Source organism: Chryseobacterium indologenes, assembly GCA_016025055.1.
GTDB lineage: Bacteria > Bacteroidota > Bacteroidia > Flavobacteriales > Weeksellaceae > Chryseobacterium > Chryseobacterium indologenes.
In genome coordinates, this window is record CP065590.1 from 2,614,180 (window position 1) to 2,639,518 (window position 25,339).

19 protein-coding genes and 3 pseudogenes are annotated in these 25,339 nt (G+C 36.8%); 10 read left to right on the forward strand and 12 right to left on the reverse strand.

The genetic code is table 11. The annotated features are described in order from the left end of the window. Nucleotide 1: 1 nt before the first annotated feature. Nucleotides 2–871: an AadS family aminoglycoside 6-adenylyltransferase gene (gene aadS / locus H3Z85_11995; protein ID QPQ50255.1), complete on the forward strand. Its 870-nt coding sequence runs from the start codon at nucleotides 2–4 to the stop codon at nucleotides 869–871. On the opposite strand, the gene H3Z85_12000 is transcribed toward aadS, so the two are convergent. Beyond that, nucleotides 868–2,448 carry a GMC family oxidoreductase gene (locus H3Z85_12000; GenBank protein QPQ50256.1) on the reverse strand — a complete coding sequence of 527 codons (1,581 nt, stop codon included), beginning with the start codon at nucleotides 2,446–2,448 and terminating at the stop codon, nucleotides 868–870. The genes aadS and H3Z85_12000 overlap by 4 nt on opposite strands. A 134-nt stretch (nucleotides 2,449–2,582) precedes the next feature. Here H3Z85_12000 and H3Z85_12005 point away from each other — a divergent pair, with 134 nt between their 5' ends. From H3Z85_12005 to H3Z85_12020, 4 genes are all read left to right on the forward strand, one after another. Beyond that, nucleotides 2,583–3,200 (forward strand): DUF1684 domain-containing protein, encoded by a 618-nt coding sequence (locus tag H3Z85_12005; GenBank protein QPQ50257.1) that lies wholly within the window; start codon nucleotides 2,583–2,585, stop codon nucleotides 3,198–3,200. Between the two features lie 2 nt (nucleotides 3,201–3,202). Continuing rightward, nucleotides 3,203–3,676 carry a GNAT family N-acetyltransferase gene (locus H3Z85_12010; protein QPQ50258.1) on the forward strand — a complete coding sequence of 158 codons (474 nt, stop codon included), beginning with the start codon at nucleotides 3,203–3,205 and terminating at the stop codon, nucleotides 3,674–3,676. A gap of 72 nt (nucleotides 3,677–3,748) precedes the next feature. Then, nucleotides 3,749–4,558 carry a glucose 1-dehydrogenase gene (locus H3Z85_12015; GenBank protein QPQ50259.1) on the forward strand — a complete coding sequence of 270 codons (810 nt, stop codon included), beginning with the start codon at nucleotides 3,749–3,751 and terminating at the stop codon, nucleotides 4,556–4,558. A gap of 129 nt (nucleotides 4,559–4,687) precedes the next feature. Then, complete coding sequence (locus H3Z85_12020; GenBank protein ID QPQ50260.1) at nucleotides 4,688–7,351, forward strand: glucosidase; 2,664 nt, start codon at nucleotides 4,688–4,690, stop codon at nucleotides 7,349–7,351. 35 nt (nucleotides 7,352–7,386) lie between these two features. Here H3Z85_12020 and recO read toward each other — a convergent pair. The 4 genes and pseudogenes from recO to H3Z85_12040 form a co-directional block, all read right to left on the reverse strand. Further along, nucleotides 7,387–8,072, reverse strand: a pseudogene (recO, locus tag H3Z85_12025) (DNA repair protein RecO). After that, on the reverse strand, nucleotides 8,072–10,330 hold the full coding sequence (locus tag H3Z85_12030) for a T9SS type A sorting domain-containing protein (protein QPQ50261.1): 2,259 nt from the start codon (nucleotides 10,328–10,330) through the stop codon (nucleotides 8,072–8,074). The pseudogene recO and the gene H3Z85_12030 overlap by 1 nt, the downstream one beginning before the upstream one ends. Nucleotide 10,331: 1 nt before the next feature. Next, nucleotides 10,332–11,282, reverse strand: coding sequence for a metallophosphatase (locus tag H3Z85_12035; GenBank protein ID QPQ50262.1), 951 nt, complete (start codon nucleotides 11,280–11,282; stop codon nucleotides 10,332–10,334). Continuing rightward, nucleotides 11,282–12,039, reverse strand: a pseudogene (locus H3Z85_12040) (5'-nucleotidase C-terminal domain-containing protein). Before H3Z85_12040 ends, H3Z85_12035 begins: the two are co-directional and overlap by 1 nt. A 107-nt stretch (nucleotides 12,040–12,146) precedes the next feature. Between H3Z85_12040 and H3Z85_12045 the strand changes: the two are divergent. The 4 genes from H3Z85_12045 to H3Z85_12060 all read left to right on the forward strand — a co-directional run bounded on the left by H3Z85_12045 (nucleotide 12,147) and on the right by H3Z85_12060 (nucleotide 14,975). Further along, on the forward strand, nucleotides 12,147–13,019 hold the full coding sequence (locus H3Z85_12045) for a 4-hydroxy-tetrahydrodipicolinate synthase (GenBank protein ID QPQ50263.1): 873 nt from the start codon (nucleotides 12,147–12,149) through the stop codon (nucleotides 13,017–13,019). Between the two features lie 136 nt (nucleotides 13,020–13,155). Then, the gene (locus H3Z85_12050) at nucleotides 13,156–13,659 is read left to right on the forward strand and encodes a GNAT family N-acetyltransferase (GenBank protein ID QPQ50264.1); all 504 of its coding nucleotides are present in this window, start codon (nucleotides 13,156–13,158) and stop codon (nucleotides 13,657–13,659) included. Between the two features lie 295 nt (nucleotides 13,660–13,954). Next, nucleotides 13,955–14,536: a helix-turn-helix transcriptional regulator gene (locus tag H3Z85_12055; protein ID QPQ50265.1), complete on the forward strand. Its 582-nt coding sequence runs from the start codon at nucleotides 13,955–13,957 to the stop codon at nucleotides 14,534–14,536. Then, a complete protein-coding gene (locus H3Z85_12060) occupies nucleotides 14,529–14,975 on the forward strand; it encodes a response regulator (GenBank protein ID QPQ50266.1) in 447 nt (148 codons plus the stop codon). The genes H3Z85_12055 and H3Z85_12060 overlap by 8 nt, the downstream gene beginning before the upstream one ends. Nucleotides 14,976–15,583: 608 nt before the next feature. Here H3Z85_12060 and recG read toward each other — a convergent pair. From recG to H3Z85_12095, 7 genes and pseudogenes are all read right to left on the reverse strand, one after another. Next, nucleotides 15,584–17,671, reverse strand: a complete 2,088-nt coding sequence (gene recG, locus H3Z85_12065; GenBank protein ID QPQ50267.1) for an ATP-dependent DNA helicase RecG — start codon at nucleotides 17,669–17,671, stop codon at nucleotides 15,584–15,586. A gap of 133 nt (nucleotides 17,672–17,804) precedes the next feature. Continuing rightward, nucleotides 17,805–18,335, reverse strand: a complete 531-nt coding sequence (locus H3Z85_12070) for a thioredoxin family protein (GenBank protein ID QPQ50268.1) — start codon at nucleotides 18,333–18,335, stop codon at nucleotides 17,805–17,807. A 42-nt stretch (nucleotides 18,336–18,377) separates the two neighbouring features. Further along, nucleotides 18,378–19,853, reverse strand: a complete 1,476-nt coding sequence (locus H3Z85_12075; protein ID QPQ50269.1) for a peptide MFS transporter — start codon at nucleotides 19,851–19,853, stop codon at nucleotides 18,378–18,380. A gap of 23 nt (nucleotides 19,854–19,876) precedes the next feature. Further along, on the reverse strand, nucleotides 19,877–20,869 hold the full coding sequence (locus tag H3Z85_12080; GenBank protein QPQ50270.1) for a DUF1016 domain-containing protein: 993 nt from the start codon (nucleotides 20,867–20,869) through the stop codon (nucleotides 19,877–19,879). A 59-nt stretch (nucleotides 20,870–20,928) separates the two neighbouring features. Next, nucleotides 20,929–22,683 carry a peptide MFS transporter gene (locus H3Z85_12085; GenBank protein ID QPQ50271.1) on the reverse strand — a complete coding sequence of 585 codons (1,755 nt, stop codon included), beginning with the start codon at nucleotides 22,681–22,683 and terminating at the stop codon, nucleotides 20,929–20,931. Nucleotides 22,684–22,816: 133 nt separating this feature from the next. Then, nucleotides 22,817–24,471: pseudogene (locus H3Z85_12090) on the reverse strand (peptide MFS transporter). A 144-nt stretch (nucleotides 24,472–24,615) separates the two neighbouring features. Beyond that, complete coding sequence (locus H3Z85_12095) at nucleotides 24,616–24,993, reverse strand: helix-turn-helix transcriptional regulator (protein ID QPQ53882.1); 378 nt, start codon at nucleotides 24,991–24,993, stop codon at nucleotides 24,616–24,618. A 168-nt stretch (nucleotides 24,994–25,161) separates the two neighbouring features. Here H3Z85_12095 and H3Z85_12100 point away from each other — a divergent pair, with 168 nt between their 5' ends. Next, nucleotides 25,162–25,320 (forward strand): hypothetical protein, encoded by a 159-nt coding sequence (locus tag H3Z85_12100; GenBank protein ID QPQ50272.1) that lies wholly within the window; start codon nucleotides 25,162–25,164, stop codon nucleotides 25,318–25,320. Nucleotides 25,321–25,339 lie beyond the last annotated feature (19 nt).

Consider the following 25,339-nt stretch of genomic DNA (forward strand, 5'->3'; position numbering starts at 1 on the left):
CATGAAAATAAGAGAAGATAAGCTTGAACAAATCATTCAATGGGCAACCGACAACCGGGATGTTCGTGTCGTTCTGCTGACGAGTTCTTTAGTGAATCCTTATGCACCGGTAGATGATTTCAGCGATCTGGACGTTGAACTTGTTTTTGAAAGCAGGAAACCCTATGAAGATGATCATCAGTGGATCAGTCTATTCGGCCAGCCAATTTCAATGGTTGAGGAAGGTGACGAAGTTTTTGAGGGAAAACATGCGATGAAAATGGTTTTGTATAAAGATCATGTGAAGGTTGATTTTAAATTGTATCAGCTTTCAGACTTTATTGCTGAAATTAAAGCTGAAAAACTTCCCGACGACTGGGATTTGGGCTACAGGGTGCTGGTTGATAAAGATGGATTGACCACAGAGATGAAACCTCCAAGCTACCGGTCGATCATGATTCATCAGCCTGAAGAAAAAGAGTTCAGACAACTGCTTAATGATTTTTGGTGGGACACCACTTACGTTGCCAAATGCCTTAAGCGTGGAGATATTTTTTATGCCAAATTTATGTCCGAAAATATCCTGAGGACAGATTACCTGGTTCCCTTGATAGAATGGTATATTGCCTCTTCCCATGACTGGAATAACATTACCACCAATAAACATGGCAGACTCTTTAAAAAATATCTTTCACAGGAATTGTGGAATAAGGTTGAACTAACCTTCTCAGGCAGTAACATTGAAGAAAACTGGGCTGCTTTATTCGCTTTTGCTGACCTGGTTCATGAACTGGGAACTGCTTTGGCTTATCAACTCAATTTCACCTACCCGGTTACACTCGAAAATGATATCCGGAATTATCTGGCTGAAGTACGGGAAATATCGTTTTAAGCAAACTCATTGTGCTGAATCAGATTTTCAATACAATATTCGGCGATGGCAGTAATAGTTACAAAAGGATTTACACCGATCGTTCCGGGAATAAGTGATCCATCCAGAACATAAAGATTTTCGTGACCCTTTAATTTACCATATTGATCAGTGGCTTCCCCGAGTACACAACCACCGAGTGGATGGTAACAAATATCAGCTCCGAAACCATTATTGAACAAAAAATGACTTCGGGTGCCTCCATTGGCTTTATTCATTTTTCTGACAAAATATTTAGCATTTTCCCGCATTTTCACAGTATGATTTTGGTTCCAGTCAAGTTGTAAAGCCTGCTTTGCCTTATCAAATGTCACTTCACCTTTTTTGTCAACCCTGTTGATCAGTAAATATAAAGCGGTTGCAACATCCATACCCATTGGGAGAGGAGCTATTTCAGTGAAAAACGGATGTTCAGAATCATCCCAGTTATCAATTCCTCCAACAGGAATCGTTGATTGCTTTGAGCCGGTTCCTCCTGATAAAGGATGTACCCAATTTCTTCCGGTCATGAAATTGCCGTTATTCCCCCAGCTTTTTCCTACTTTTTCATTGATAGGAAAGGTATGAATAGCATTTGATTTCAGGAGAAGCTGTAAAGTTCCCATTGTTCCGGCAGAAAGAATTAATTTTTTACAATTGAATGTTTTACTGGCAAGTATATTTCCGGAAGTGCCAATCTGCTCCGTGCTGACGGAGTAGCTTTTATCATCATTGAGTTGAATATGTTCTACACGATGAAGATCAAGGATCTCAAGATTACCGGTTGCCAGTGCCTTTTTTAAGTATGTTTTGTCTAAACTGTTTTTGCCGTAGTTGTTTCCATAGATGACTTCTGTATTGAGAGCCGAGCGGGGAACTTCATTCCGGAATTCTTTTTCCATGTACTTAAAATCATATACATTAGGCACTCTTATCGTCCTAAAACCTGCTTTATGTGCTTCCGCTTCACCTACTCTTGTGAATTTGTAATAAGGACAATCCTTTACAAACTGCTCATCAATGACATTGACTTTAAGTTCTTCCCGTACTAACGGAAAATAATGACTGTAAAACTTTCCGGAATCAAGATCAGGGAAAATTTCTTTGAAGTAACTTTCTTTAGGAGTAACAGCCATTCCACCGTTTACCAGTGAGCCTCCGCCAACACCCCGTCCTACCCAGATGTTAATGTTTTCAAATTCCAGCCGGTCCAAGGTTCCGGTGAAAGGAGTTAAAGAAAAAATATTCATAAAAGGAGCAATTGTTTTTTTCTTTAACCAAGCCGAGCTTTTGCCCGGTTTCAGTAAATTGGAATAAGGAATTCCGGACTTTTCCCAGTGAAGACCCATCTCAAGAAGAATGACTTTTTTTCCGGCTTCGCACAAACGAAGGGCAGAAACAGCACCACCATATCCGCTCCCGATAATAATGATAGGAGCTTCTATTGTTTTTTCCTGTTTAGCGATTCTAGGTTGTACTGCTTTCAATACATCGGAATAAAGAAAATAAAAACCTGATAAGGCTAGTACACTCGTCTTAATAAATCCTTTTCTGTCCATGAATCTTGTTTTTCAAAAAGTATGCTAATGATGTTGAAGAATATTTTATTTACAACAGATTATCATTTTTTATTACAAATTTAACGCTGCTGTCCCGTGAAAAATTCATAGTTTTACTTTATAATTTTAGATTCATGAAAAAATATATATTGATTTTTTTACTCGTTCCATTATGTTTTTTTTCACAACGGATCGTTTCTCAGGAAGTCATGGATGTGAAGAAATTTCAGGATGATCTCAACGAAGAATACCTGAATCCTAAAACAACACCATTACGCGGGGATAATTTTAAAAACTTTAAAGAACATCCATTCTTTCCTTTTGATTTAAAATACAGAATCACCGCAAAATTTGTGAAAACAAAAGATCCGAAACCTTTTGACCTGCCAACTTCTTCAGGAAAAACAAAATCGTACCGGGAATATGGAAAAGCTACCTTTAAGCTGGATGGTAAATCATACACGGTTACTTTATACCAAAGCCTGGATCTGATCAGGCAAGAAAAATATAAAAATGATCTTTTCCTGCCTTTCAGGGATGCTACCAATGAAAAAGAAACATATGGTGGAGGAAAATATATGGACCTGAAGATTCCGAAAGGAAATACAATTTTGTTGGATTTTAACCAGTCCTATCAGCCGTTTTGTGCTTACAACGCTTATGACTACAACTGTCCGATCGTTCCTGATGAGAATAAACTTCCCGTAGAAATAAGGGCCGGTGTTATGTATCAGGATATTTACCATCACTAATCATGATACAGCTACGATTTTTTACTAAAGGAGATCTTTCTGAACTCAACTATGCTCTGGATGAAAACCAGTCTCGCTTTACGGCAAACGTTGAACAGGCATTGCACAATCTCGAACTAAGGGAAGATCATAAGGGATTTGCTGTGACCATCACCGAAGATGAAAAACCTGTAGGATTTTTTGTGCTTGATTTTGGTGAAGATAAATTTGAACTGACAGATAATGAAAGTTCTGTTTTGGTACGATCATTATCTGTAAACCCTGAAATGCAGGGCAAAGGAATTGGAAAAGCTGCCATGCTGAAAGTTGACGGCTTTGTAAGAGATAATTTCAGAAACTGCAACGAAATTGTACTGGCAGTCAACCAGAAAAATGAAGCGGCATACCATATCTATCTCAGTGTCGGATACGTTGATGAGGGCAAGACCAGAATAGGGCGGAGCGGACCGCAATATCTGATGTATAAAAAACTTTAATAAAATTTTAAAACCATAATTTCTTTACTGCTGATTTCTTTCCCTAACTTTGAGTAACATCAAATTCAAAATATGGAAGTATCACTTCATAACCAGGTTGCTGTAGTTACAGGAGCCTCCAGCGGAATAGGTTCCGGAATTGCAAAATCATTAGCCGCAGCAGGAGCAATAGTCATTGTCAACCATTCTTCTGAAAGATCTGTAGAAGAAGCAAAAGCTGTATTGAAAGAAATCACTGATGCCGGCGGAAGTGGAACAACCTATCAATGTGATGTTTCTAAGGAAGATCAGGTTGTTAAAATGTTTCAGGACATCGTTTTACAATTCGGGACAGTAGATATTTTGATCAACAACGCCGGAGTGCAGAAAGATGCAAAGTTCACAGAAATGACTTTAGACCAATGGAATACTGTCATTGGGATCAATCTTACAGGTCAGTTTTTATGTGCCAGAGAAGCGATCAAAGAATTTTTACGCCGGGGAATTGATCCTTCAAGGTCTGTAGCCTGCGGAAAAATTATTCATATCAGTTCTGTTCATGAGATTATACCATGGGCTGGGCATGCGAATTATGCTGCCAGCAAAGGAGCGATCAGGATGCTTATGCAGACTCTGGCTCAGGAATATGGTGCAGACAAAATCCGGGTTAATTCTATTTGTCCGGGTGCCATTCAAACCCCGATTAATAAAGATGCGTGGAGCACACCTCAGGCACTGAATTCACTTCTCAACCTTATTCCTTATAACAGGATCGGACAACCACAGGATATCGGTAACCTTGCAGCATTCTTAGCCAGTGATCTTGCGGATTATATTACAGGTACCAGCATTTTTGTGGATGGAGGAATGACCACTTTTGAAAGCTTTTCAACCGGAGGATAGTCCTGATATTCACAGTATCGTGTTTGTCGTTTAAAATTTAAATCTTACCATTTGAAAACTTTGTCAGTCCGGAGGTTTTGTTCAATACAGCACTCATTACCTATTACTCATTACTCATAATTATCGTTTATGTCAGAAAAAGAAAGAATTTCAGATGTTTCATGGAAGAAGTGGGGCCCTTACGTAAGTAACCGTGAATGGGGCCTTGTACGTGAAGATTATAGTGAAAACGGAGATGCCTGGAATTACACCAATCATGATACGGCTGAAGCCAAAACATACCGATGGGGTGAGGAAGGAATATGCGGAATCTGTGATGACCTTCAAAAGCTAGTATTTTCGGTAGGATTCTGGAATAAAAAAGATAAAATGGTGAAAGAGCGATTCTTTGGCCTTACCAACGGACAAGGAAATCATGGAGAAGATGTGAAAGAATATTTTTATTATCTGGATTCCACTCCCACGCACTCTTACATGAAGATGTTGTATAAATACCCTCAAAACTCTTTTCCTTACGAAGATCTGATAACAACCAACGGCAGAAGGAGCAAAGAGGAACCGGAATACGAACTTATTGACACAGGCATTTTTGATCACAATGAATATTTTGATATTTTTATTGAATATGCCAAAGAAAGTCAGAATGACATTTTAGTGAGGATAACGGTTGTTAATAAATCTGAAAATGAAGCTTCTCTGGTTCTGTTACCTACTATTTGGTTCAGAAATACATGGAACTGGGGCTACGATGATTATCAGCCACAGCTTTCCGGAGGAGAGGCGCGACGTATTAAAGTAAATTGTAAAGATCTCGAAATAAAAAATCTGTATGCAAAACAATCTTTAAAAACGCTGTTCTGTAACAATGAAACGAATAACCACAGATTGTATCAGTCTGCTAATGTAAATGAATATTGTAAAGACGGTATCAATCAATTTATTCTTACAGGAAACTCTGCAACCGTTAATCCGGAAAACACCGGGACCAAAGCCGCATTCTTTATTGATGAAGATTTTAATGGTAATGAGTCAAAGACATTTGAATTCAGGATTACCGATAAAGATATAAGAGATCCTTTCAGTGATTTTACTACTGTTTTTGATGAAAGAACCAGAGAGGCCGACGAATTTTATGCGGAGATTCAGAAAGGGATAAAATCAGATGATGAGAAGCTTGTACAGCGGCAGGCATTTGCCGGTATGCTGTGGAATAAAATGTTTTATCATTATAATGTTGAAAAGTGGCTGAAAGGAGATCCTTCTCAAATGCCACCCCCAAAATCCCGTGAAAAAATAAGGAATTATGACTGGAAGCACCTGAATAACGAACATATTATTTCGATGCCTGATAAGTGGGAATATCCCTGGTATGCCACATGGGATCTGGCATTTCATACCATCAGTTTCTCATTGATAGACCCGGATTTTGCCAAGCATCAGTTGAAACTGTTTCTGTTTGAATGGTATATGCATCCTAACGGCCAGCTCCCTGCTTACGAATGGGATTTAAGCGATGTTAATCCTCCGGTGCATGCCTGGGCCGTTTTCAGGGTATTCAAAATTGATGAATATTTAAGAGATAAGCCGGATCTGGAGTTTTTAGAAAGTGCTTTTCAGAAGCTGCTGATGAATTTTACCTGGTGGGTCAATAAAAAAGATGTCAACGGCAATAATATCTTCGAAGGCGGATTCCTGGGGCTTGATAATATCGGTGTCTTTGACAGAAACGCTACGCTTCCCAATGGTGAGCAACTGGAACAGTCCGACGGAACAAGCTGGATGGCCATGTTTGCGCTGAATATGATGAGGATAGCTTTGGAACTGGCTTTGTACAACAATGTATATGAAGAAATGGCGATGAAGTTCTTTGAGCATTTTCTTTCTATTGCCCATTCACTGGATAATATGGGGGATGAAAAATTCAGCCTCTGGGATGATGAAGATGAGTTCTTTTATGATGCTATTACCTCCAGTGACGGTACTCATATGTACTTAAGGATGCGAACAATCGTAGGCCTTATTCCGATGTTTGCCGTTGAGGTGATCGATGATGAGATGATCGAGAATCTCCCCAATTTTAAGAAAAGAATGAAATGGGTGCTCGAGAATAAGCCGGAACTGGCGTCCCTTGTTTCAAGATGGGAAGTGAAAGGACAGGATTCCAAACACCTTTTGTCTCTGTTGCGGGGACATCGTTTGAAAAGGTTGTTAAGCAGAATGCTGAATCCCGATGAATTTTTAAGCGATTATGGTGTCAGAGCTCTTTCTAAAGAATATGAGAAAAATCCGTATACTTTAAATCTTAATGAAACAAATTATACGGTAAAATATACTCCTGCAGAAAGTGATAGCGGTCTTTTCGGAGGCAACAGCAATTGGCGCGGTCCTATCTGGTTTCCTATTAATTTTTTAATCATTGAAAGCCTGCAACGTTTTTTCTTTTATTATAGTCCTGATTTTTTGGTGGAATATCCCACCGGAAGTGGAAACTATTCCAATTTAGATCAGATTGCCAACTCATTAAACAAAAGGCTTTCTAAAATTTTCTTACAGGATGCAGAGGGCAAGCGGCCTGTTCATGGTCAGTATGAAAGATTTCAGACAGACCCGGACTTTAAAGATTATCTATTGTTTTATGAATATTTTCACGGGGACAACGGACGTGGGGTAGGAGCGTCGCATCAGACGGGCTGGACGGGGCTTATTGCAAAAATTCTGCAGCCTAGATTTTCCCAAAAAGAAATTGCAGAATCAGAGACTGAAATGCCGGAAGATACCGGTGAAAAGAAGTGATCCATCGCTTCCAACATTCACTGTTTTATCATGTTTTAATCAAAAATCTGCTGTATAATTTCCAGTGAGGCTGGTGTTTTAAAATCAGTGATATGGTAATGGTAATACACCAGAAGGCTATCCAAAAAGTCTTTTCTTAACCGACTATGAATTTTTGTGGCATATAAGTTATCGCTGCTGAGTGCTTGTTTCCATAGCATTGAAACTTCTTCGCTGAATAACTGATGAGACGGATAAGGTGAAAAAGTTCCGGTTTCAGGATCTAAAAAATGTCCGTCAGCCAATAAAGGCGCAACTCCCTGGATTTTTAAAACAGCGACCAGAAAAAGTAAATGAGCCTGGTAATTCTTGTTTGTCAATTCGCTGATAAACCTGTCAATTCCGGAATAAATACTGAGGTTTTTATTTTCATATTTAAGAATCTGATTCAAAAATCTGAAATGAAAAAAATGACTGTATTGGTTTTTATGTCGGTATACATGTCATTATTTTTTACCAGTTCAAATTTTGATACGGACGATATACCGTTGCCTCTTGCTACGGATACAGAAAAACAGAGTTCATTCAGCGGTTGCAGCAGGGCTTTCTTTTTATTTTTTTTGGAATAAATTCCTTTTAAAAAATAGCTCTGAAAACCCTCTTCCTCAGTAAAACAATGCAGTACAGCATCATTTTCCCCATATTTAATAAATGAAAGTAAAAAACCGTTTTGCGAATTCATTAATTGACCACTCCTATTTTAGCTGTAGCTTTATCAGATCCATCTTCATTAGTCATCAGAACAAAGTAAATTCCAGAGGCCACTCTGTTTCCTTTCTGATTATTAAGATCCCATTCGTAATAGCCTCCTCTTGCTACAGCTGAATGCACTACATTTCCTGCAGCATCTACAATCCGTATATTGGTCTTTTCAGCAAGACCCTTAATAGTAACTTTTCCTTTGAAATTAGAATATACAACGGGGTTAGGATATACCATTACGTCGCCAAAATTAGACGTCACATCAGATACATCTCCCTGATAGGTCACAATTCCGCTATAGGTTGCAAAATATACTTTTCCTGTTTTTTTATCTACTTTAATGTCTGTCACACTGTTGGTTGGAAGTGGGGAGTTTTCTTTAGTGAAATGCTTAATGGTTTTCTGGCCGTCAGAAGATAGATAATAAACACCGCCTCCGTCGACAGATACCCATTTGTAATCACCACCGTCTACTTCAATCTGGAGGATATGAGAGTCTTTGAATAATTCTTCAGGAATACCATTTTGCTCGATGACCACAGCTTCCATTTTGGGTTTAGAAGATCTGATTTCTGATGCTGCATTAGACATTACCCTTAAGCCGCTGTCGGTACCGATCCATGCATCCCCGGATTTGTCAAAAGCAACAGATAGTGATCCGGCAGAACTGCTCGGGAGACCGTTGGGCTCACTAAGAATATAGTCCGAATCATCGGAAAGATTAGCTGCGTTTTTATAGTCGTATACCCAAAAGTTATTCGTCCTGGGTAGAGGAATCCATAGCATATTCTCGTAGAATATGGGTTTTTGTACACCTGTACTTGTGAAAACAATCTTTTTTAAAACGAAATCATCCGTAGCCTTGTCATATATTCCTATCGCCGGATTTCCATCGTTATCAAATCCGATAGAGGCGAAAATATTATTTTGTGGATCAGTTGCAAGACCTGTTCCGCGTCTTAAATAAGGTTGAGCTCCCAAGTCATAATATTTTACCAACTCAAAATCTTTATTGGTAGCGTTGTATTTCATTCTGTAAACCCCCTGATCCTGCATAGCATAATTGGTGAAAAACACTTCATTATTGTTGAGAGGGTTGAGTATGGCATCCAATACGTTAATGCTCCTTGTATTATTGATGAAAAACGATGAGTAGATCCATTCTGTACCATTGAAATAATAAAATCCTGGTTTTTTAGGAATAACAACAGGATAGTTATATGTTTCTGCTCTTGCTCCTGTAGAGACAAGAATCTGGTTGTTGTCATACAGGTTTATTTTGTATGCATAATTATAAAATGGTCCTGATGGTTTGTAGGTAGTATTTCCCTCATCTTTTATTCCGGAAAGTACAGTTCCTCCGAATACTTTTCCACCCGCCATCAGTGCCGTATTACATTCCTCACCGAGACTGACGGCATTTAAAGAAACGCCATTGGTGCCGTATGTGTAAATCCTGTTGTCGGTAACTACAATATTGTTGGGAGTGATGACCACATCCTTGATATCGCTAAAACTTGTTGGAAGTTGAGTAGGAGTACCATTATTATAAAGATATGCAGTAGTAGCATTTGAAAAAACAATATCAGATTCAGAATCTATATGCTTGAATGCACCCGGAATTTCTGTAGTCCATGTGGTGTATACGGGGAAGGTCGTATTCATTTCATGGCTTTTTAATCCTGAATTTGTAACTGTATACACTTTATTTCCAAATATTACTGCTTCATTGCTGGCCTGATAAACACCGGATTGAATGAAAAAAGCAGAATCTCCGAATTCTTTCTTTTTCAAATTAAATAATGAAAGACCATAACCGACAGAAATTACAGCCTGATCTCCGGTAATCGAAATATGATTGATTTTTTTACTTCCGTTGTAACCGGTAGCAATAGGAATATCAACGATATATTTGATTTCCTGTGGTGTAATAACGTCCATGGAACCATTATCATAGCCTATAAGAGCTGTTTTGGTCTGCGGATTATAATCAAAAGCAGTGATTCCGATATTGTGAAGGCCGTTCGCTTTAGATAACTTCGTAATTTCTCCTGTAGATATAGTATAATAGAATATTCCACTTTCTGTTGCGGCAATTATTTTTCCATTGTCTTCTTTCATAGCAATGACATTGTTGTAGGAAAAAAGATCTGCCCACTTTTTTGAGGAAATCACCTGCGCTTTTGTAAGTTGCAGAGCGGCTAAAATACCAAGAGAAATTATATAAAGTTTTTTCATATTATGCGATTATACTGCTGTCTATTGCCTGGTTGTTCCAGGAGATATGTTTTACATTTTTGTTTGTATCAAAATAAAAATCTATCCTGCCTAAAAGAAGGCCTGCCCATCCCACTTGATTGACAAGAACATTTTTCCCCTGTCTGTTGGTGAAAGTTTGAGGTTCCGGTAGAAAGGTATGGGTGTGACCGCCTAAGATGATATCAATATTCTCTGTATTGGCAGCCAAAATTTTATCACTGATCTTATCAGGTTCTTCCTTGTAATCATAACCGATATGTGAAAGGCAGATCACAAGATCACATTTTTCTTCGTTTTTCAGGAAGTTGGAATAGTGCTGGGCTACATCAATAGGGTTTGAATATACTGTTTCTCCATATTGCTTCTTGCCTACGAGACCATCCAGCTGAATTCCCAGTCCGAAAATTCCTACTTTGATACCGTTTTTATTAAAAATCTTGTAAGGAGAAGTTTTCCCGTCCAGAATGGTATTCTTAAAATCATAATTGGAACAGATAAAAGGAAATTTTGCATTGGGAAGAACTTTCAGAAATCCCTCCAATCCGTTATCAAAATCGTGATTTCCCATCGTAGATGCATCATACTTCATCATCGACATTAATTTGAATTCCAGTTCTCCTCCAAAAAAGTTGAAGTAAGGGGTGCCCTGGAAAATATCTCCTGAATCAAGGAGCAATACATTGCTCTCCTGATTTCTGATTTGCTGAATTAGGCTTGCCCTTCTGGCAAAACCTCCCTGGTTGGGATTTTTAATATAGCTGGCATCAAAAGGTTCTATCCTGCTATGCTGATCGTTGGTATGAAGGATCGTCAGTTTATGGGCAGATTTTAAGTCAAGAACTTTGAATTCTTCCGCCATCATCATATTCGGAGCCAGAGCTATTGCCAAAGATCCACCACCTATTGCTTTTAAAAAACTTTTTCTATCCATTACTTTTTACCAATAAAATTTAAACGAACGTCTGTAGCAGGAACAATTTCAGGATTTTTTTGAAACATTCAATATATAAATCTCTGAGTTTAACTCCCGTTGGGATTGCTTCTCCTTTTGAGAAAAACTTCATATTATCACCACCCAGAGCAAGATAGTCTGAAGTGGCAATATAGTAGTCTTTGTTGGGGTCAACTACTTTTCCGTTAATTAAAGATTGGGATAATTGTCCGTTTTTTGTTTCAATATAAAGGTGAGAAACAGGGTTGTTTACCTGTGTTTTTGCATAATATTCAAAAAGTCCCGGTAAATCTGCTCCGTTCATCTTGACAATGATCAGTTCATTTTCAAAAGGCATTACCTCAAAAACATTTTTCAGCATAATGTCACCTTTTCCAATCGTGGTACGAATACCTCCGATATTGATCAACGCTGCATCTACATTTTGCTTGAGATGAGTTTTTGCCCACTGATCGCCTCCTTCAAGGGTATAGTCTGCTAAAAGATTACCCAGATTGCTGTTATCACCCTGTTTTGTAAGATCAACATTGGTATGGGAGATTTTTTGATTCATCTCTCTGTCCAGTTTTTGCTTGTAGGGTTCGATAAACTTTACAAATTCCTCATCATTCTTTAGTTCATTATTAATAGAAATATTTTTCTGGGTCTTTACATTCGCAAGTTGCGGCGTAGAGGCCGTTTTGCATGCTGTAAGAGATGCCAGAGCAATTCCTAGTAACAAGAATTTATTTTTCATAATATCTTTTAGTATATGCAAATATAACTATATGTATAATAAAACATTATTATTTATAACAAATTCTTGACGTAAATGATTAAATTTGGCAAAAATAATTCGAACAGATGAGCATTTTAAAAGGAGTAGGTGTTGCATTGGTGACACCCTTTAATGAAGATTTATCCGTTGATTTCGATAGTTTAACAAAGCTTGTTGAATATAATATCGACAACGGTACCAATTATTTGGTAGTATTGGGAACTACGGCAGAAGCCGCAACGCTTTCTGATGATGAAAAGAAACAGGTAATTGAGCATATCATTAAGGTGAATAATAAACGTCTTCCTCTTGTATTGGGAATTGGCGGAAACAATACCCTTGAAGTCAAGAAACAGATCGAAGAAGCGGATCTTTCTGCATTTGAAGCAGTGCTTTCTGTATCACCTTACTACAATAAACCTAATCAGGAAGGTCTTTATCAGCATTATAAAGCTTTAGCATCCACAGGGAAGAATATTATTATCTATAATGTTCCGTCAAGAACAGGGCAGAATGTTGAAGCAGATACAACGATACGTCTTGCAAAAGAATTCCCGAATTTATTCATGATCAAGGAAGCTTCACCCAATATTCTGCAGTATTTTGATATCTTGAGAAAGAAGCCTGAAGGATTCTCTCTTGTATCAGGAGATGATGAATATACTCTTCCTGTGACGTTAGCAGGAGGTGATGGTGTGATTTCCGTGATCGGACAAGGATATCCGAAGGAGTTTTCTACGATGGTGCAGCTGGCTTTTGAGGGAAAGGTGAAAGAAGCTTACGAAATTCATAATAAACTGGTAGAAATTACCCGTTTAATTTTTGCAGAAGGAAACCCTTGCGGTATTAAAGTCGTATTGGCTGAAAAAGGTATTATTAAAAATTATCTTAGACTTCCGTTGGTTCCTGCTTCGGAAGGGCTATACGCGAAAATTAAAGCAGAAATGGCAAATATTTAGTCAATGATTTGTTTCTGGTAAATTTTTACTGTAATTTTAATGTTTATCAGTATTCTTAAATTAGAAAGACTAAACAAAATATCATAAAGTGAGAAGCTCCGGCTTTTCACTTTTTTAATCATAATAATACCAACTTATGAAATTAATACAAGCAACACTGGAAAATATTCCTTTAATTCAGGACCTGGCACGACGCTCCTGGGAAAATGCCTATGCGGATATACTTTCTGCAGAACAAATGGAATACATGCTATCCGAAATGTATTCTGAAACGGAAATAGCAAGCCATTTTCAAAATCCTGATTATCATTATTATCTGATTTTTGATGAAAACAACGGATCATATGAAGGCTTTATCGGCTACCAGCATCATTACGAAGATAAAACGACCAAATTGCACCGTATTTACCTGACTCCGGAAAGTAAGGGAAAAGGTTTTGGAAAAGAAGCTCTTCAGTTTATAAATGGGCAGGTGTCTGAAAACGGAAACAGCAGAATTATTTTAAATGTTAATAAGCATAATGTAGCCAGGAAGTTCTATGAATCGCAGGGATACAGGGTCTATGACGAGGGTGTTTTCGATATTGGAAACGGTTTTGTAATGGATGATTTTCTGATGGAATTTCTAATTCACGATTAATTGACTTAAAATTTTGTAACTTTCACCTGTAATTCTATAACGGGTGATTTCTTTTTTTAAGTCATCTTTGCTTCAGAACCAAATCACTTATAATACAATACATTCATATGCTTGGTTTTGAGCTTTTTGAGCTTTTTATCAGTATATTTTTTTCATCCTTAGTGTTTAAATTCCTGTATTCAAGAATACAGGAGTTTTTTTTTCTATAAAATATGTTAAAAAATATAATCCTATTTCACATTCAATTGAAATAAATTATTATATTTACTAAAAAATTGGCTTACTTATTACTAGGATGAAAATGTACGTAAAATTTGACTTCAATGCTCTTTGTAAAAAGGTATTGGAGGAAAAACTTAGAGAGCATGGGCTAAAGTACCGGCTACTGAACTTCGGTGAGGTAGAGTTTTACGAACCCATTACTCAGGAGCAGCATAATCTTTTTAAGAAAAATCTTGGAGATTATGGGATCGAGATCATTGAAAGCCAAAAAACGGCTTTGGTGCAGAAAATAAAAGATGCTATTGTAGAACTTGTTTTTTCAGATGAGATTATTCCTGTAAAAGCGTCTATTTATATTTCCGAAAAACTGAATCACAGCTATGGATACCTTTCCAATCTGTTTTCAGAGGTCGCTTACACATCTATTGAGAATTTTATTATTCTGCAAAAAATTGAGCATGCGAAAGCTCTCATTATAAGAAATAAGCAGAGTCTCACTGAGATTGCTCATAAGCTGAACTATTCCAGTGTCGCTCACCTGAGTACACAATTTAAAAATACCACAGGGATTACTCCCTCCCAGTTTCAAAAGATCATAGGAAAAAGAAGAAGGGCCCAGACTACGGTAATAAATCCTAAAATGCAGTATGAATAAAGAATTTCTGAACGTAATAGTAGCAGATAGCGATGAAAATACTTTAACCTTTTTTAAAAATATATTCAAAGAACAGAAGATATCTATAAAAATTCAAAGCTTCAACAACGGAAAAAATATGATGAAGTATCTGAATCATGAAGATGCAGTGGTTCCTGAAATTGTTTTTATTCAGTATGCAATTCCTGAGATAGATAGTATAGAATGTATTGCAGAATTTAAATCACATTCAAAGTTCAATAATATGGTGACTGTTATATTTTCCGACCAGATTTCAGAACATGAGATTGAAGATATTTTTGTGGCGGGCACCAATATTTACATGAGAAAACCGGAAGATTTCAAGAGTTTAAAGAAAGTTCTTTCAGATATTATCAGTATCAATTGGCAGTACCACACTTCAGGATTGAATAAAGATCATTTTATCCTGAAAATATGATGGATACAAGATTTAAAAGCTCTGGTTTTTGTTAAAAATCGACTTATATTTCATGCATACTATTCACACAAAAGTGAAAATTTTATAACTAATAGTTGAAATCATATAAAAAAAATATCAATTAATATTCTGACATTTGTAATCATAAAATAATTACACAAATTTAACCATATACGAAAATACGGATGAATGAAAAGGAAATTGTTTCTAAAAACAAAAAAATATATAAATCACGATGTTAGCTAACAAAATGAATTATACTCATTTCCAATTTTAAAGCATAGAAGATCTTTAAACAAAACGGTACAATCATGAAAACTTAAGAGTGTTGGAGATATTTTTTATTCGTTTCATTCCCTCATCTTCAACCTCGACACAGTTAGTTTTTATAATAAGCAAGTTGGAAAAATAATTCATTTTGTTTTTTATAATTTATTTTAATAGTTGATGGTTTTGAGCCTATTCAAATAGTAGATACATATTTTCACACCACATCACAAAATATTAAGCCTAAACTATTAAAATAAATTTTTTTGAAGACCAAAAGTAATTTCTTCTAAATAACAGTTTTATAAGGGGACCGCAGGAAATTTTTTTCTGCGGTTTTTTTATGAAATCTTACTCCACTTATTCTTCCCTTTATAATTTCTGAGATAATAATTTTTCATGACAAGATTGTCTGGCCTTACCAGTAACGGATCTGCTTCCAGTATTTTCTCAACCGTATTTTTCGTGGTCTTAATAATGGCAGAATCTTTTACCAGGTCCAGTCTTTTGAAATCTACCACACCACTTTGTTGTGTTCCCAGAATATCTCCGGGCCCGCGAAGCTGCATGTCAACTTCAGAGATTTTGAATCCGTCATTGGTCTCTGTCATGGTACGGATACGGGTTCTGCTTTCTTTGCTCAGCTTATCCGAGGTCATCAGAATGCAGTAGCTCTGCTCTGCACCTCTTCCTACACGGCCCCTGAGCTGATGAAGCTGAGAAAGACCAAATCTTTCCGAACTTTCTATAACCATTACGGAAGCATTAGGTACATTGACACCTACTTCAATAACCGTTGTTGCAACCATGATTTCAGCTTTCCCTGAAGCAAAATACGCCATAGCAGCATCTTTTTCATCGGGTTTCATTTTCCCGTGCAGCATCGTTACATTATAGTCTGAAAAATAATCCATGACATGCTCAAGACCTTCCATGAGATTCTTGTAATCTAACGTCTCGGATTCCTCAATAAGTGGATATACAAAATAAATCTGTCTGCCTTTTTTAATTTCATCTTTACAGAAATTATATACATACGATCTGTCTTTCTCCCGTCTGTGAGCAGTGATAATGGGTTTTCTTCCTACAGGCATTTCATCAATAACCGATACATCAAGGTCGGAATAGAAACTCATTGCCAGAGTTCTTGGAATAGGAGTAGCCGTCATCACCAGGATATGAGGTGGAATTTTGTTTTTGGCCCAAAGCTTAGCGCGTTGTGCCACACCAAACCTGTGTTGCTCGTCAATGATGGCCAGCCCAAGGTTTTTAAACTTAACCTTATCTTCCAAAACAGCGTGAGTTCCCACTAAAATAGAAAGGCTTCCATTTTCCAGTTCTTCATGAATAATTCTTCTTTCTGCTGCCTTTGTGGATCCGGTTAAAAGGCGAATGTTAACTTCCGTATTTTCAAGCAATTCCTTTATGCCATTATAGTGCTGCTGCGCAAGGATTTCTGTAGGCGCCATAAGGCAGCTTTGAAATCCATTATCCATGGCAATAAGCATTGTCAGCAAAGCCACCATTGTTTTCCCGGAACCCACATCACCTTGCAGGAGCCTGTTCATCTGGATAGGTTTTTTCATATCCATACGAATTTCCTTTAAGACTCTTTTTTGCGCATTGGTGAGTTCAAAGGGCAGATGATTTTCATAAAAACCATTGAAATGATCTCCTATAATAGGAAAGGGATTACCCAATGACTGCGTTTTATGATGGAGCTTTTTTAAGCCATATCCGAGCTGAAAAAAGAAGGACTCTTCAAACTTTAATCTGAAATCTGCTTTTTCAAAATGTTCCATATCCTTTGGGAAATGTACATTCAGAAAGGCATGCTGTCTTGAGATGAATTTAAAAGTTTTCACCATGTATTCCGGAAAGTTTTCTTCAATCAGATTAGGAATTTCTTTGCATATATTTCTTAATGCATTCTGGAAGAACCTCTGGCTTAATCCTCTTTTGGTTAATTTTTCGGAGCTCGGGTAAATCGGTTTCAGGCGATTATCACTTTCTTTATTTTCTTCAGCTTCAATCTCCGGGTGGGGCATAGAAAACTGACGGTTAAAAACATTGATTTTTCCAAAGATATACACCTCACGGTTGATGGGAAGCTGTTCTTTCAGCCATTTTGAATACTGGAACCATACCAGATCCATGCTACCGGTGTCATCATTAAATTTTGCAGAAAGTCTCTTGGTTTTTCCGGTTTGAATTTCCTGTACCTGGGTGATTTTTCCTTTCAGCTGTATTTCAACACTGGTTTCCTCGTGAAGCTGGGAGATTTTATAGACTTTGCTTTTATCCAGATACCGGATAGGGTAGAAGTTCAACATATCTTCTACGGTGGATAGGCCCAACACACTTTTTATGAGTTTGGCTCTTTCCGGACCTATTCCTTTTACATATTCTATGGAGGTTTCTAAAGTCATTTTTTTTAAAGATCCGCGATTCCGGACCTGTATTTTTTGAATGGAAAAACAAAGGTCCGAATTTCGGGAAAATAAAAAAGACTTCAAAAAAATGGAAGTCTGATTTTTTATAAGGTAATCGGAAGTTCGAGTGTTAGTCTTTTATTTTGGATTTAAATTTCTTCTGGTAATCTTCCCATTGCTCCCGGGTTTTGATTTTTTTAAATACATCTTTTGAGATCAGTTCAAGGTAGGGTTCCAGCTCTTTGGCCGACAATTCTCCCTGAAGGATGGTGATGGGATCTCCGTGCTCATCCAAAAAAACAGTGCTTGGAACAGCTCCTACATTCATGTATTGGGTAAATTCATGTAATGAATTTCTGCCTTTATGCTCAGTACCATGGTTGGAAAAAGTTCTTCCAAAGATTTCAAATGATTTTTTTTCTTCTGCATTAAATTTTACAGGATAATAATTTTCATTTAAGATCTGAGCAATAATGGGATGTCCGTACGTTTTTTTATCCATTATTTTACATGGGCCACACCAATCTGCATAGAAGTCAATAAGGATTTTCTTCGGACTTACTTTTTGTGCTTTTAAAGCTTCGTCTATAGTCATCCATTTTACCTGGGCAAAAGTAAAATTTAATAAAAATAAGAGTGTTATGCTTAGAATTTTCTTCATAATTTGATATTTACGTAAAAATAAGCATAATTACTTATTTTTTTATTTTACATCCTGCATTAATTTTTTCACGAGTGATGAAAGCAATATTAATACCACTCCGGCAATTAAAGCGTAAATACCCAGTGTTTTATATCCATCTGTATAAGCCAGAAGTTTACTCATATTGGTATTACCTGTATTGGATTCAGAGAAACTGGCTCCGATCTTTCCTGCGGCAAACTGCCCGAATGCACTTGCTAAAAACCATAATCCCATCATCATTCCAAACATCTTTTTCGGAGATAGTTTAGTGATAATAGACATACCTATCGGACCTAAACAAAGTTCCCCGAAAGTAATGACAAGCCATGTGAAAGTAAATAAGTTAAGAGAAGACTTTCCGTCTGCTCCTGCAAAATATCTTAAACTATAGAATAAGAAAAACCCGGCGGCCAGAAATAAAAACCCGATTCCGAACTTGTTAATTGTATTAGGTTCAAGTTTCTTTTTGTTTAAACCAACCCATGCTAAGCCGATAAGAGGGCTGAAGATGATGATAAAAAATGAATTGGCACTATTGTTAATCACATTTGGATCCATCCCAAATCCCAGCAAATTGTGCACAAGGTTATCTTTTGCAAACAAAGATAAAGACCCGCCACTCTGTTCATATATAGAATTGAAAACAAAATACATGAAAATAAATATAAAGGCAGCGATCAGTTTCTTCTGATAAGGAGTTGTTTGCTTTAAGGTTTCTATAATGAAATAGCCTACAGCCGCTACACCGATTAAGTACATGAAATAATCTGTAAAGCTTGTATTTTTAACCATGACAAAAATAAGGGGCATACTTAATAATGCACCAATATAGACCAATACTTCACGTAATGTTCTCTTTGATTTAGGAATAAATTGCAACGGAGAATCACCGATAGGACCTAATGTCTTTCTGGTAGCAAAAAATGTAATAAGGCCTAAAACCATTACAATGGCAGCTGCAAGGAAGCACCAAGACCACGAATGGTATTTTCCGAGATAAACACAGAGAGCGCCTCCTAAAAGTCCGCCAATATTGATTCCTGCGTAGAAAAGCCCATATCCGGCATCTCTTCTCGGGTCATCCTCTTTGTAAAGTTCGCCTACCATAGAAGAAATATTCGGTTTGAAAAACCCGGTACCTATAATGGAACAGGTAATTCCGAAATAAAAGAAATCGTGTGGAGAAAGAGCGATAATCAGATTACCGACAGCCATAATAAGTCCTCCAAAAACGAGAGATTTTTTAAAACCTAAGATTTTATCAGCAAAAATCCCTCCTATGAAAGTAAAGGCGTAAATGAAAGCCTGTATGGCTCCATATTGTAAATTGGCTTTGTCTTCCAATAATCCTAATTGGTCTACCATAAAAATAGTAAGGACACCACGCATTCCATAAAAACAGAAACGTTCCCACATTTCAATGGTGAATAAGGTCCAAAGTTGTTTTGGATACTTGCCTTTAAAGTCTTGTATTTCTTCTAGAGTTAAGCTCATAGCGCTATATGATTAAGTTTTAGTTAAGGGGTTTTATTTTCCTGATCCAGTTCAAAACGAATTCTGTCCTGATCAATAAGTTGTTTTAATTCTTCTTCTTTTGGGAGATACAGCAGGTATTTGCTGGCGAATAAATTGTTTTTATCATTGAGTACGGAATATTTTACGATTGTTTCATCTTTTTCAGAACAGAGTAAAATTCCGATAGTGGGATTATCTCCTTCACCACGTTTCATATCATCATACATTCTTACGTACATATCAATTTGCCCGATGTCCTGGTGAGACAGTTCGCCAGTTTTCAGGTCGATGATTACAAAACATTTTAGGATGTAATTATAAAAAACCAGATCGATATAAAAGTCTGAGGTATCAGTAGAGATATGTTGTTGCCTGGCAACAAAAGCGAATCCTTTTCCAAATTCCAGTAAAAACTTTTGAATATGGTCGATGATGGCGGTTTCAATTTCTTTTTCTGAAAACTGTTCATCAACTTTTAAACCGAGAAATTCAAAAATATAAGGATCTTTTAAAACACTGTGGATACTTTCAGTTGAAGTTTTTTTATGTTTTAAAACTCTTTCGTAGGCAAGTGAACTGATCTGTCTTTTTAAATCTCTTACATTCCAGTTATTTTGTACAGCTTCATTGAGATAATATTCTCTCTTGGATTTATCATCCTGACTTGAAAGCAGTCGGTAGTGCGACCAGCTCAATTGTTGAGACAATGTGTCAACAATTGGGAAAGCGGTATAAAACTTACGCATATTGGAAAGATTTGTGTAATCAAAACCTTTTCCAAACTCCAGAGTCAGTTTTTGTGAAAGATTCTTTAAGGTGTATTTTCCATATTCCGCACGTTCTTTTCCTTGCTGCTCATTTTCAACAATCAGTTTTCCGATTTGCCAATAGGTAAGCAATAGCGTAGAATTCGCTATCCGAAAAACTTTTTCGCGCGATTGCCTAACAATTTCCTTTACGGACTGGAATAAAGAATCTTCGGAAATTTCCATCATACGAAAATAAAAAAAACCTCTGACTTAGCAGAGGTTTTATTCATATTTTGTTAATGCTGCTAGTTGACACCGTGCATCATTTTCTTTAAGATCGGCGACAGTAGACCTAAGATTACTGAAGCAATACCACAAAGTACCACAAACACCATGAAGAATTCAAATAAGTTATGAATCTCAAATCCCACAAAACTAGGGTTGTGTAACGGTAGCTGTGCTTTTTCAAATGCTGCAATCTGATCAGCATTTAAAGTAATTTTTTTATCTAAAACATCCTGTAAGTTAACTCCGATTTCCTGAGCTTTCTTAAATTTATCACCTGTTGCAGGGATAAGTGCTCCTAATGAACCTGCCAATGCGTATCCGGCAGCATTAGAGATAAAGAAAACACCATATAGCAATGAAGCAAATCTTTTTGGAGCCAGTTTACCTACCAGCGAAAGCCCGATTGGTGATAAACAAAGCTCACCACAAGTCTGGATGAAATATAAAAGCATCAACCATTTGATTGCCAATAAACCGGAGTTTCCTAGATCTTTTACATTATGTGCAATGATGAAATAAGAAAGAGCAATTAATGCAAGCCCCATCGCTTGTTTGAATGGAGATACCGGCTCTTTTCCTTTTGCTCTAAGCTTATCCCAACATAAACTGAAAGGAACCGCTAGTAGAACTACAAAAATTCCGTTAAATATCTGAACCATTGATGGTGGCATATTCCATCCAAAAATATTTCTGTCTGTCTGGTTATCTGCAATAAACGTTAATGAAGAACCTGCCTGTTCGAAAGCTGCCCAGAAAAAGATGATGAAAAAAGAAACGATATAAATGACCCAAATTCTTTGTCTTTCTACCTTGTTTTCAGCTGAAGACATAATTAAGAAAGCTAATGAAATACCTGCTGCATAGATGAAAGGATAGATAATCCCTTTGATCATCTGTCCCATTTCCACAGAGTTGAATCCGAGTTCTCCTACCAATAAATATCTGAATACAAAGAAGAGAACAACAAAAATTGCTATTGTAGCTCCCAGGAAAGCACCCGAAAATTTTGCTGTCTGAGATTCTCCTTCTTCAAAATCTGCAGTGGTATTGTTCTTTGGTAATCCTCCGATAGGCCTTCCTTCAGGAGTTACTACATATTTATTTTTAAGAATGAAGAATGTAACTGTTCCGATTACCATCGCAATGGAAGCTGCCAAGAACCCCCATTTGAAAGCAAAAATATCTCTTACACCGGTCGTAGCATCCTTTACGTCTCCTACATAAGGACAGATAAACTGGCCAAGGAATGCTCCGATGTTGATCCCCATATAGAAAATAGTGAATGCAGAATCCAGCTTAGATTTTTCCTGTTTTGGATATAGACTTCCCACCATTGAGGAAATATTCGGTTTGAAAAATCCATTACCAAAGATGATAACAAATAAAGCCAGCCACATAATCAGTTTAGCACTTCCGATATCCGCAGAGAAAGTAGATGCACTGATAAATAATAAAAACTGTCCGATGGCCATTAGGGATCCTCCCACAATAATGGCAAATCTGTTTCCGATATATTTATCGGCAATAAATCCTCCCAAAAGCGGAGTAAGATAACATAAAGCTAAAAATCCACCATAGATGATTGCAGCATCTGCTTCTTTTATTAATAAGGAATTTACCATAAAGAGCGTTAAAAGTGCTCTCATTCCATAAAAGTTGAAACGCTCCCACATTTCCGTTCCGAAAAGAACCCATAATCCCTTTGGATGTCTGGAATTCTTATTCTCCACAAATTCATCCGGTTTCGGACTTAATGCTTCAATATTATCCATTTCTATTGTTAATTTTTGTTAAGACTGACAAATATAGTTTATTTTGGGTTTTTGGCAAGTTTTTAATTTTATTTTTAAATAAAAAAGCTGCGGAACCGGTCCACAGCTTGATATTTGTTATAGATATAAAGGATTAATGTCCTTTTTCTTTCATGATTTTATTTAATCTTTTCAACATAGAAAGGCCTAATAGTGTAGCAAATATTAACAAACCGAAATTTACAAGAAAATAATTCGTCTTGTTTTCATAGCTGTACCACGTACTGGCAAGGATTCCTGAAAGTTTGTTTCCTACAGAGTTGGCCAGAAAAAAACCACCCATCATCAATGCTGTAATTCTGGCTGGTGAAAGCTTTGAAACAAAGGAAAGTCCCATTGGTGAAAGGCATAATTCGCCGATAGTAATTACCCCGTAGCTGGCAACAAGCCATAAAGGAGAAACTTTTACCGATCCATTATCTCCGGCCATTACAGCAAGAACCATTACCAGGCATGATAAGCCTGAAATAAATAACCCCAGAACAATCTTCGTAGGAGTTAAAGGCTCTTTTCCTTTTCTTCTCAGCAATGCCCAGAACCCGACGATCACCGGAGTCAGTGCGATTACCCAGAATGGATTAATAGACTGGAAAAGTTCTGTATTGTATAAGTATACTTTATTTTCAGGGTTCTTTTCTAAGACAGCACGTTGTTCCGGAGATATATTTTTAAAATAAACATCTTTGCCTGTTTCTTTTTAGTATCACCATTTTCATCCTTCTGAGATCTGAACTGATTATCGTAAACCGGAGTTTCTTTGTCTTCATAGCTCTTGCCATCCACCATATAGATACCTTCTAATGGTTTTTCCAGGGAAGCAGGAACACTTCTGTCGGTGTAATAATTTGCCCATCTTGTCAGTGCAGTACCATTTTGTTTGAATACAGCCCAGAAGAACATACTGATCAAAAAGACAGACAACAATGCTCCGATTGAAGCTTTTTCCTCAGGTTTAGCCTTGAAATAAAGGGAAGCATAAAAGTAAATAACAGGAATACAGGCGAAAATAAAAGCGTCAGTACTGTCACTTCCAAAAATATTGTTCGGAATAAACCAGCCGATTGCTCCTGCTGCAATAGCGGGAACAAATACTTTGATAAGGATCTCTGAAAGCTTAGTATCTCCTTCCTGTACCGGCTTCATCTGAGCGGCGTGGAGATAATGTTTTCTACCGATGGTAAAAATAACCATACCGATCAGCATTCCTACTCCGGCAGTAATGAAAGCTTCACCCCAACCGAATTTATTACGCATGAATGCTGCAATAATATTACAGATAAACGCTCCGATATTGATTCCCATGTAAAAAATATTATACCCGGAATCTTTGTTGGCTTTATAAGGTTCTTCAGAATATAGATTTCCCAGAAGGGTTGAGATAGTAGGCTTAAAGAAACCATTTCCGATAATAATTAATGCTAAAGAAGTATAAAATAAAGGTAGATCTTTGAAAACTCCCATTCCGATATATCCTGCAGCCATTAAAAAACCACCCAGATAGATCGATTTTATATATCCTAAAACCCTGTCTGCCAAGAAACCTCCAATAAAAGGAGTAAGATAAGTCAATGCAATATAAGTCCCGAAAATGTCATCGGCGGTTTTATCCGGTAATCCAAGGCCTCCTTTCATACCGGCAGGCTCGATAACATACAAAACAAAGATTCCAAGAATCAGGTAATACCCGAAACGCTCCCACATTTCTGTAAAAAAGAGAAAAGGCAGCCCTTTAGGATGTTTAGTCTTCATATAATCAATTTTCAAATTTCCCAAAATTAGGTTTTTAATTTTAATTGATAAAATAAATAATCATTGAGTAAACGATTAATGAAATAAATATAAAAACCTCTTGTTGTTGACAAGAGGTTTATTGTTTTATATGTAATTAGATTTTTATTTATTTGATTTCATTTTCAATTCTTGGTTTTCTTTCTTTAGAATTTCATTTTGCTCTTTTAGTATAGCAATGTAATCTTGTAGGTTTTCTAATAAGGAGCTAGGAATATTAAAATGTTGATTGTAATAGTTTCCAGAATTGTCATTAAATGTCGAATTATCATTGTGTACTATTCTCAATTCTTTCTCTTCCTTAATATCTTCAACCGGAACTTCAAGAGCTGCAGCCAATTTTTGCCATTCCTCATCATGAATTCTTACCTCCCCACGTTCTTTGCGGGAATAATTAGATGGATCTGTTGATAGTATTTTAGCCATTTTTTCTTGGGATATACCTTTTTGTTTACGTAAATTTCTAAGTTTTTCTTGAACCATCATTTTAAATGTTTTTTACAAATGTGCAAAATATGCATTTATTCTGCAAGAAAATTACAATAAAATTGCATTGGTTATTTCACTGTTGTTTGATTTTTATTTTTAGCTTTGGCAATGTCAATAGTGACATAAAATCATTCTAAAAAAAACATCATGAAAAAAATTGATTTGAAAAAATTGAAGGGAAGCTTGTCCAGAGACGAGCAGAGAACAATTAAGGGAGGGCTTATTGCGGCTAGTGGATGCGGATGCACTAATGCTGCCTGTGCAAACACTCATAATGGTAATGGAGATTCTTATTGCAATGGTACTTTTTGCTGTGGATAATCACTGAAACTTTTTTAAA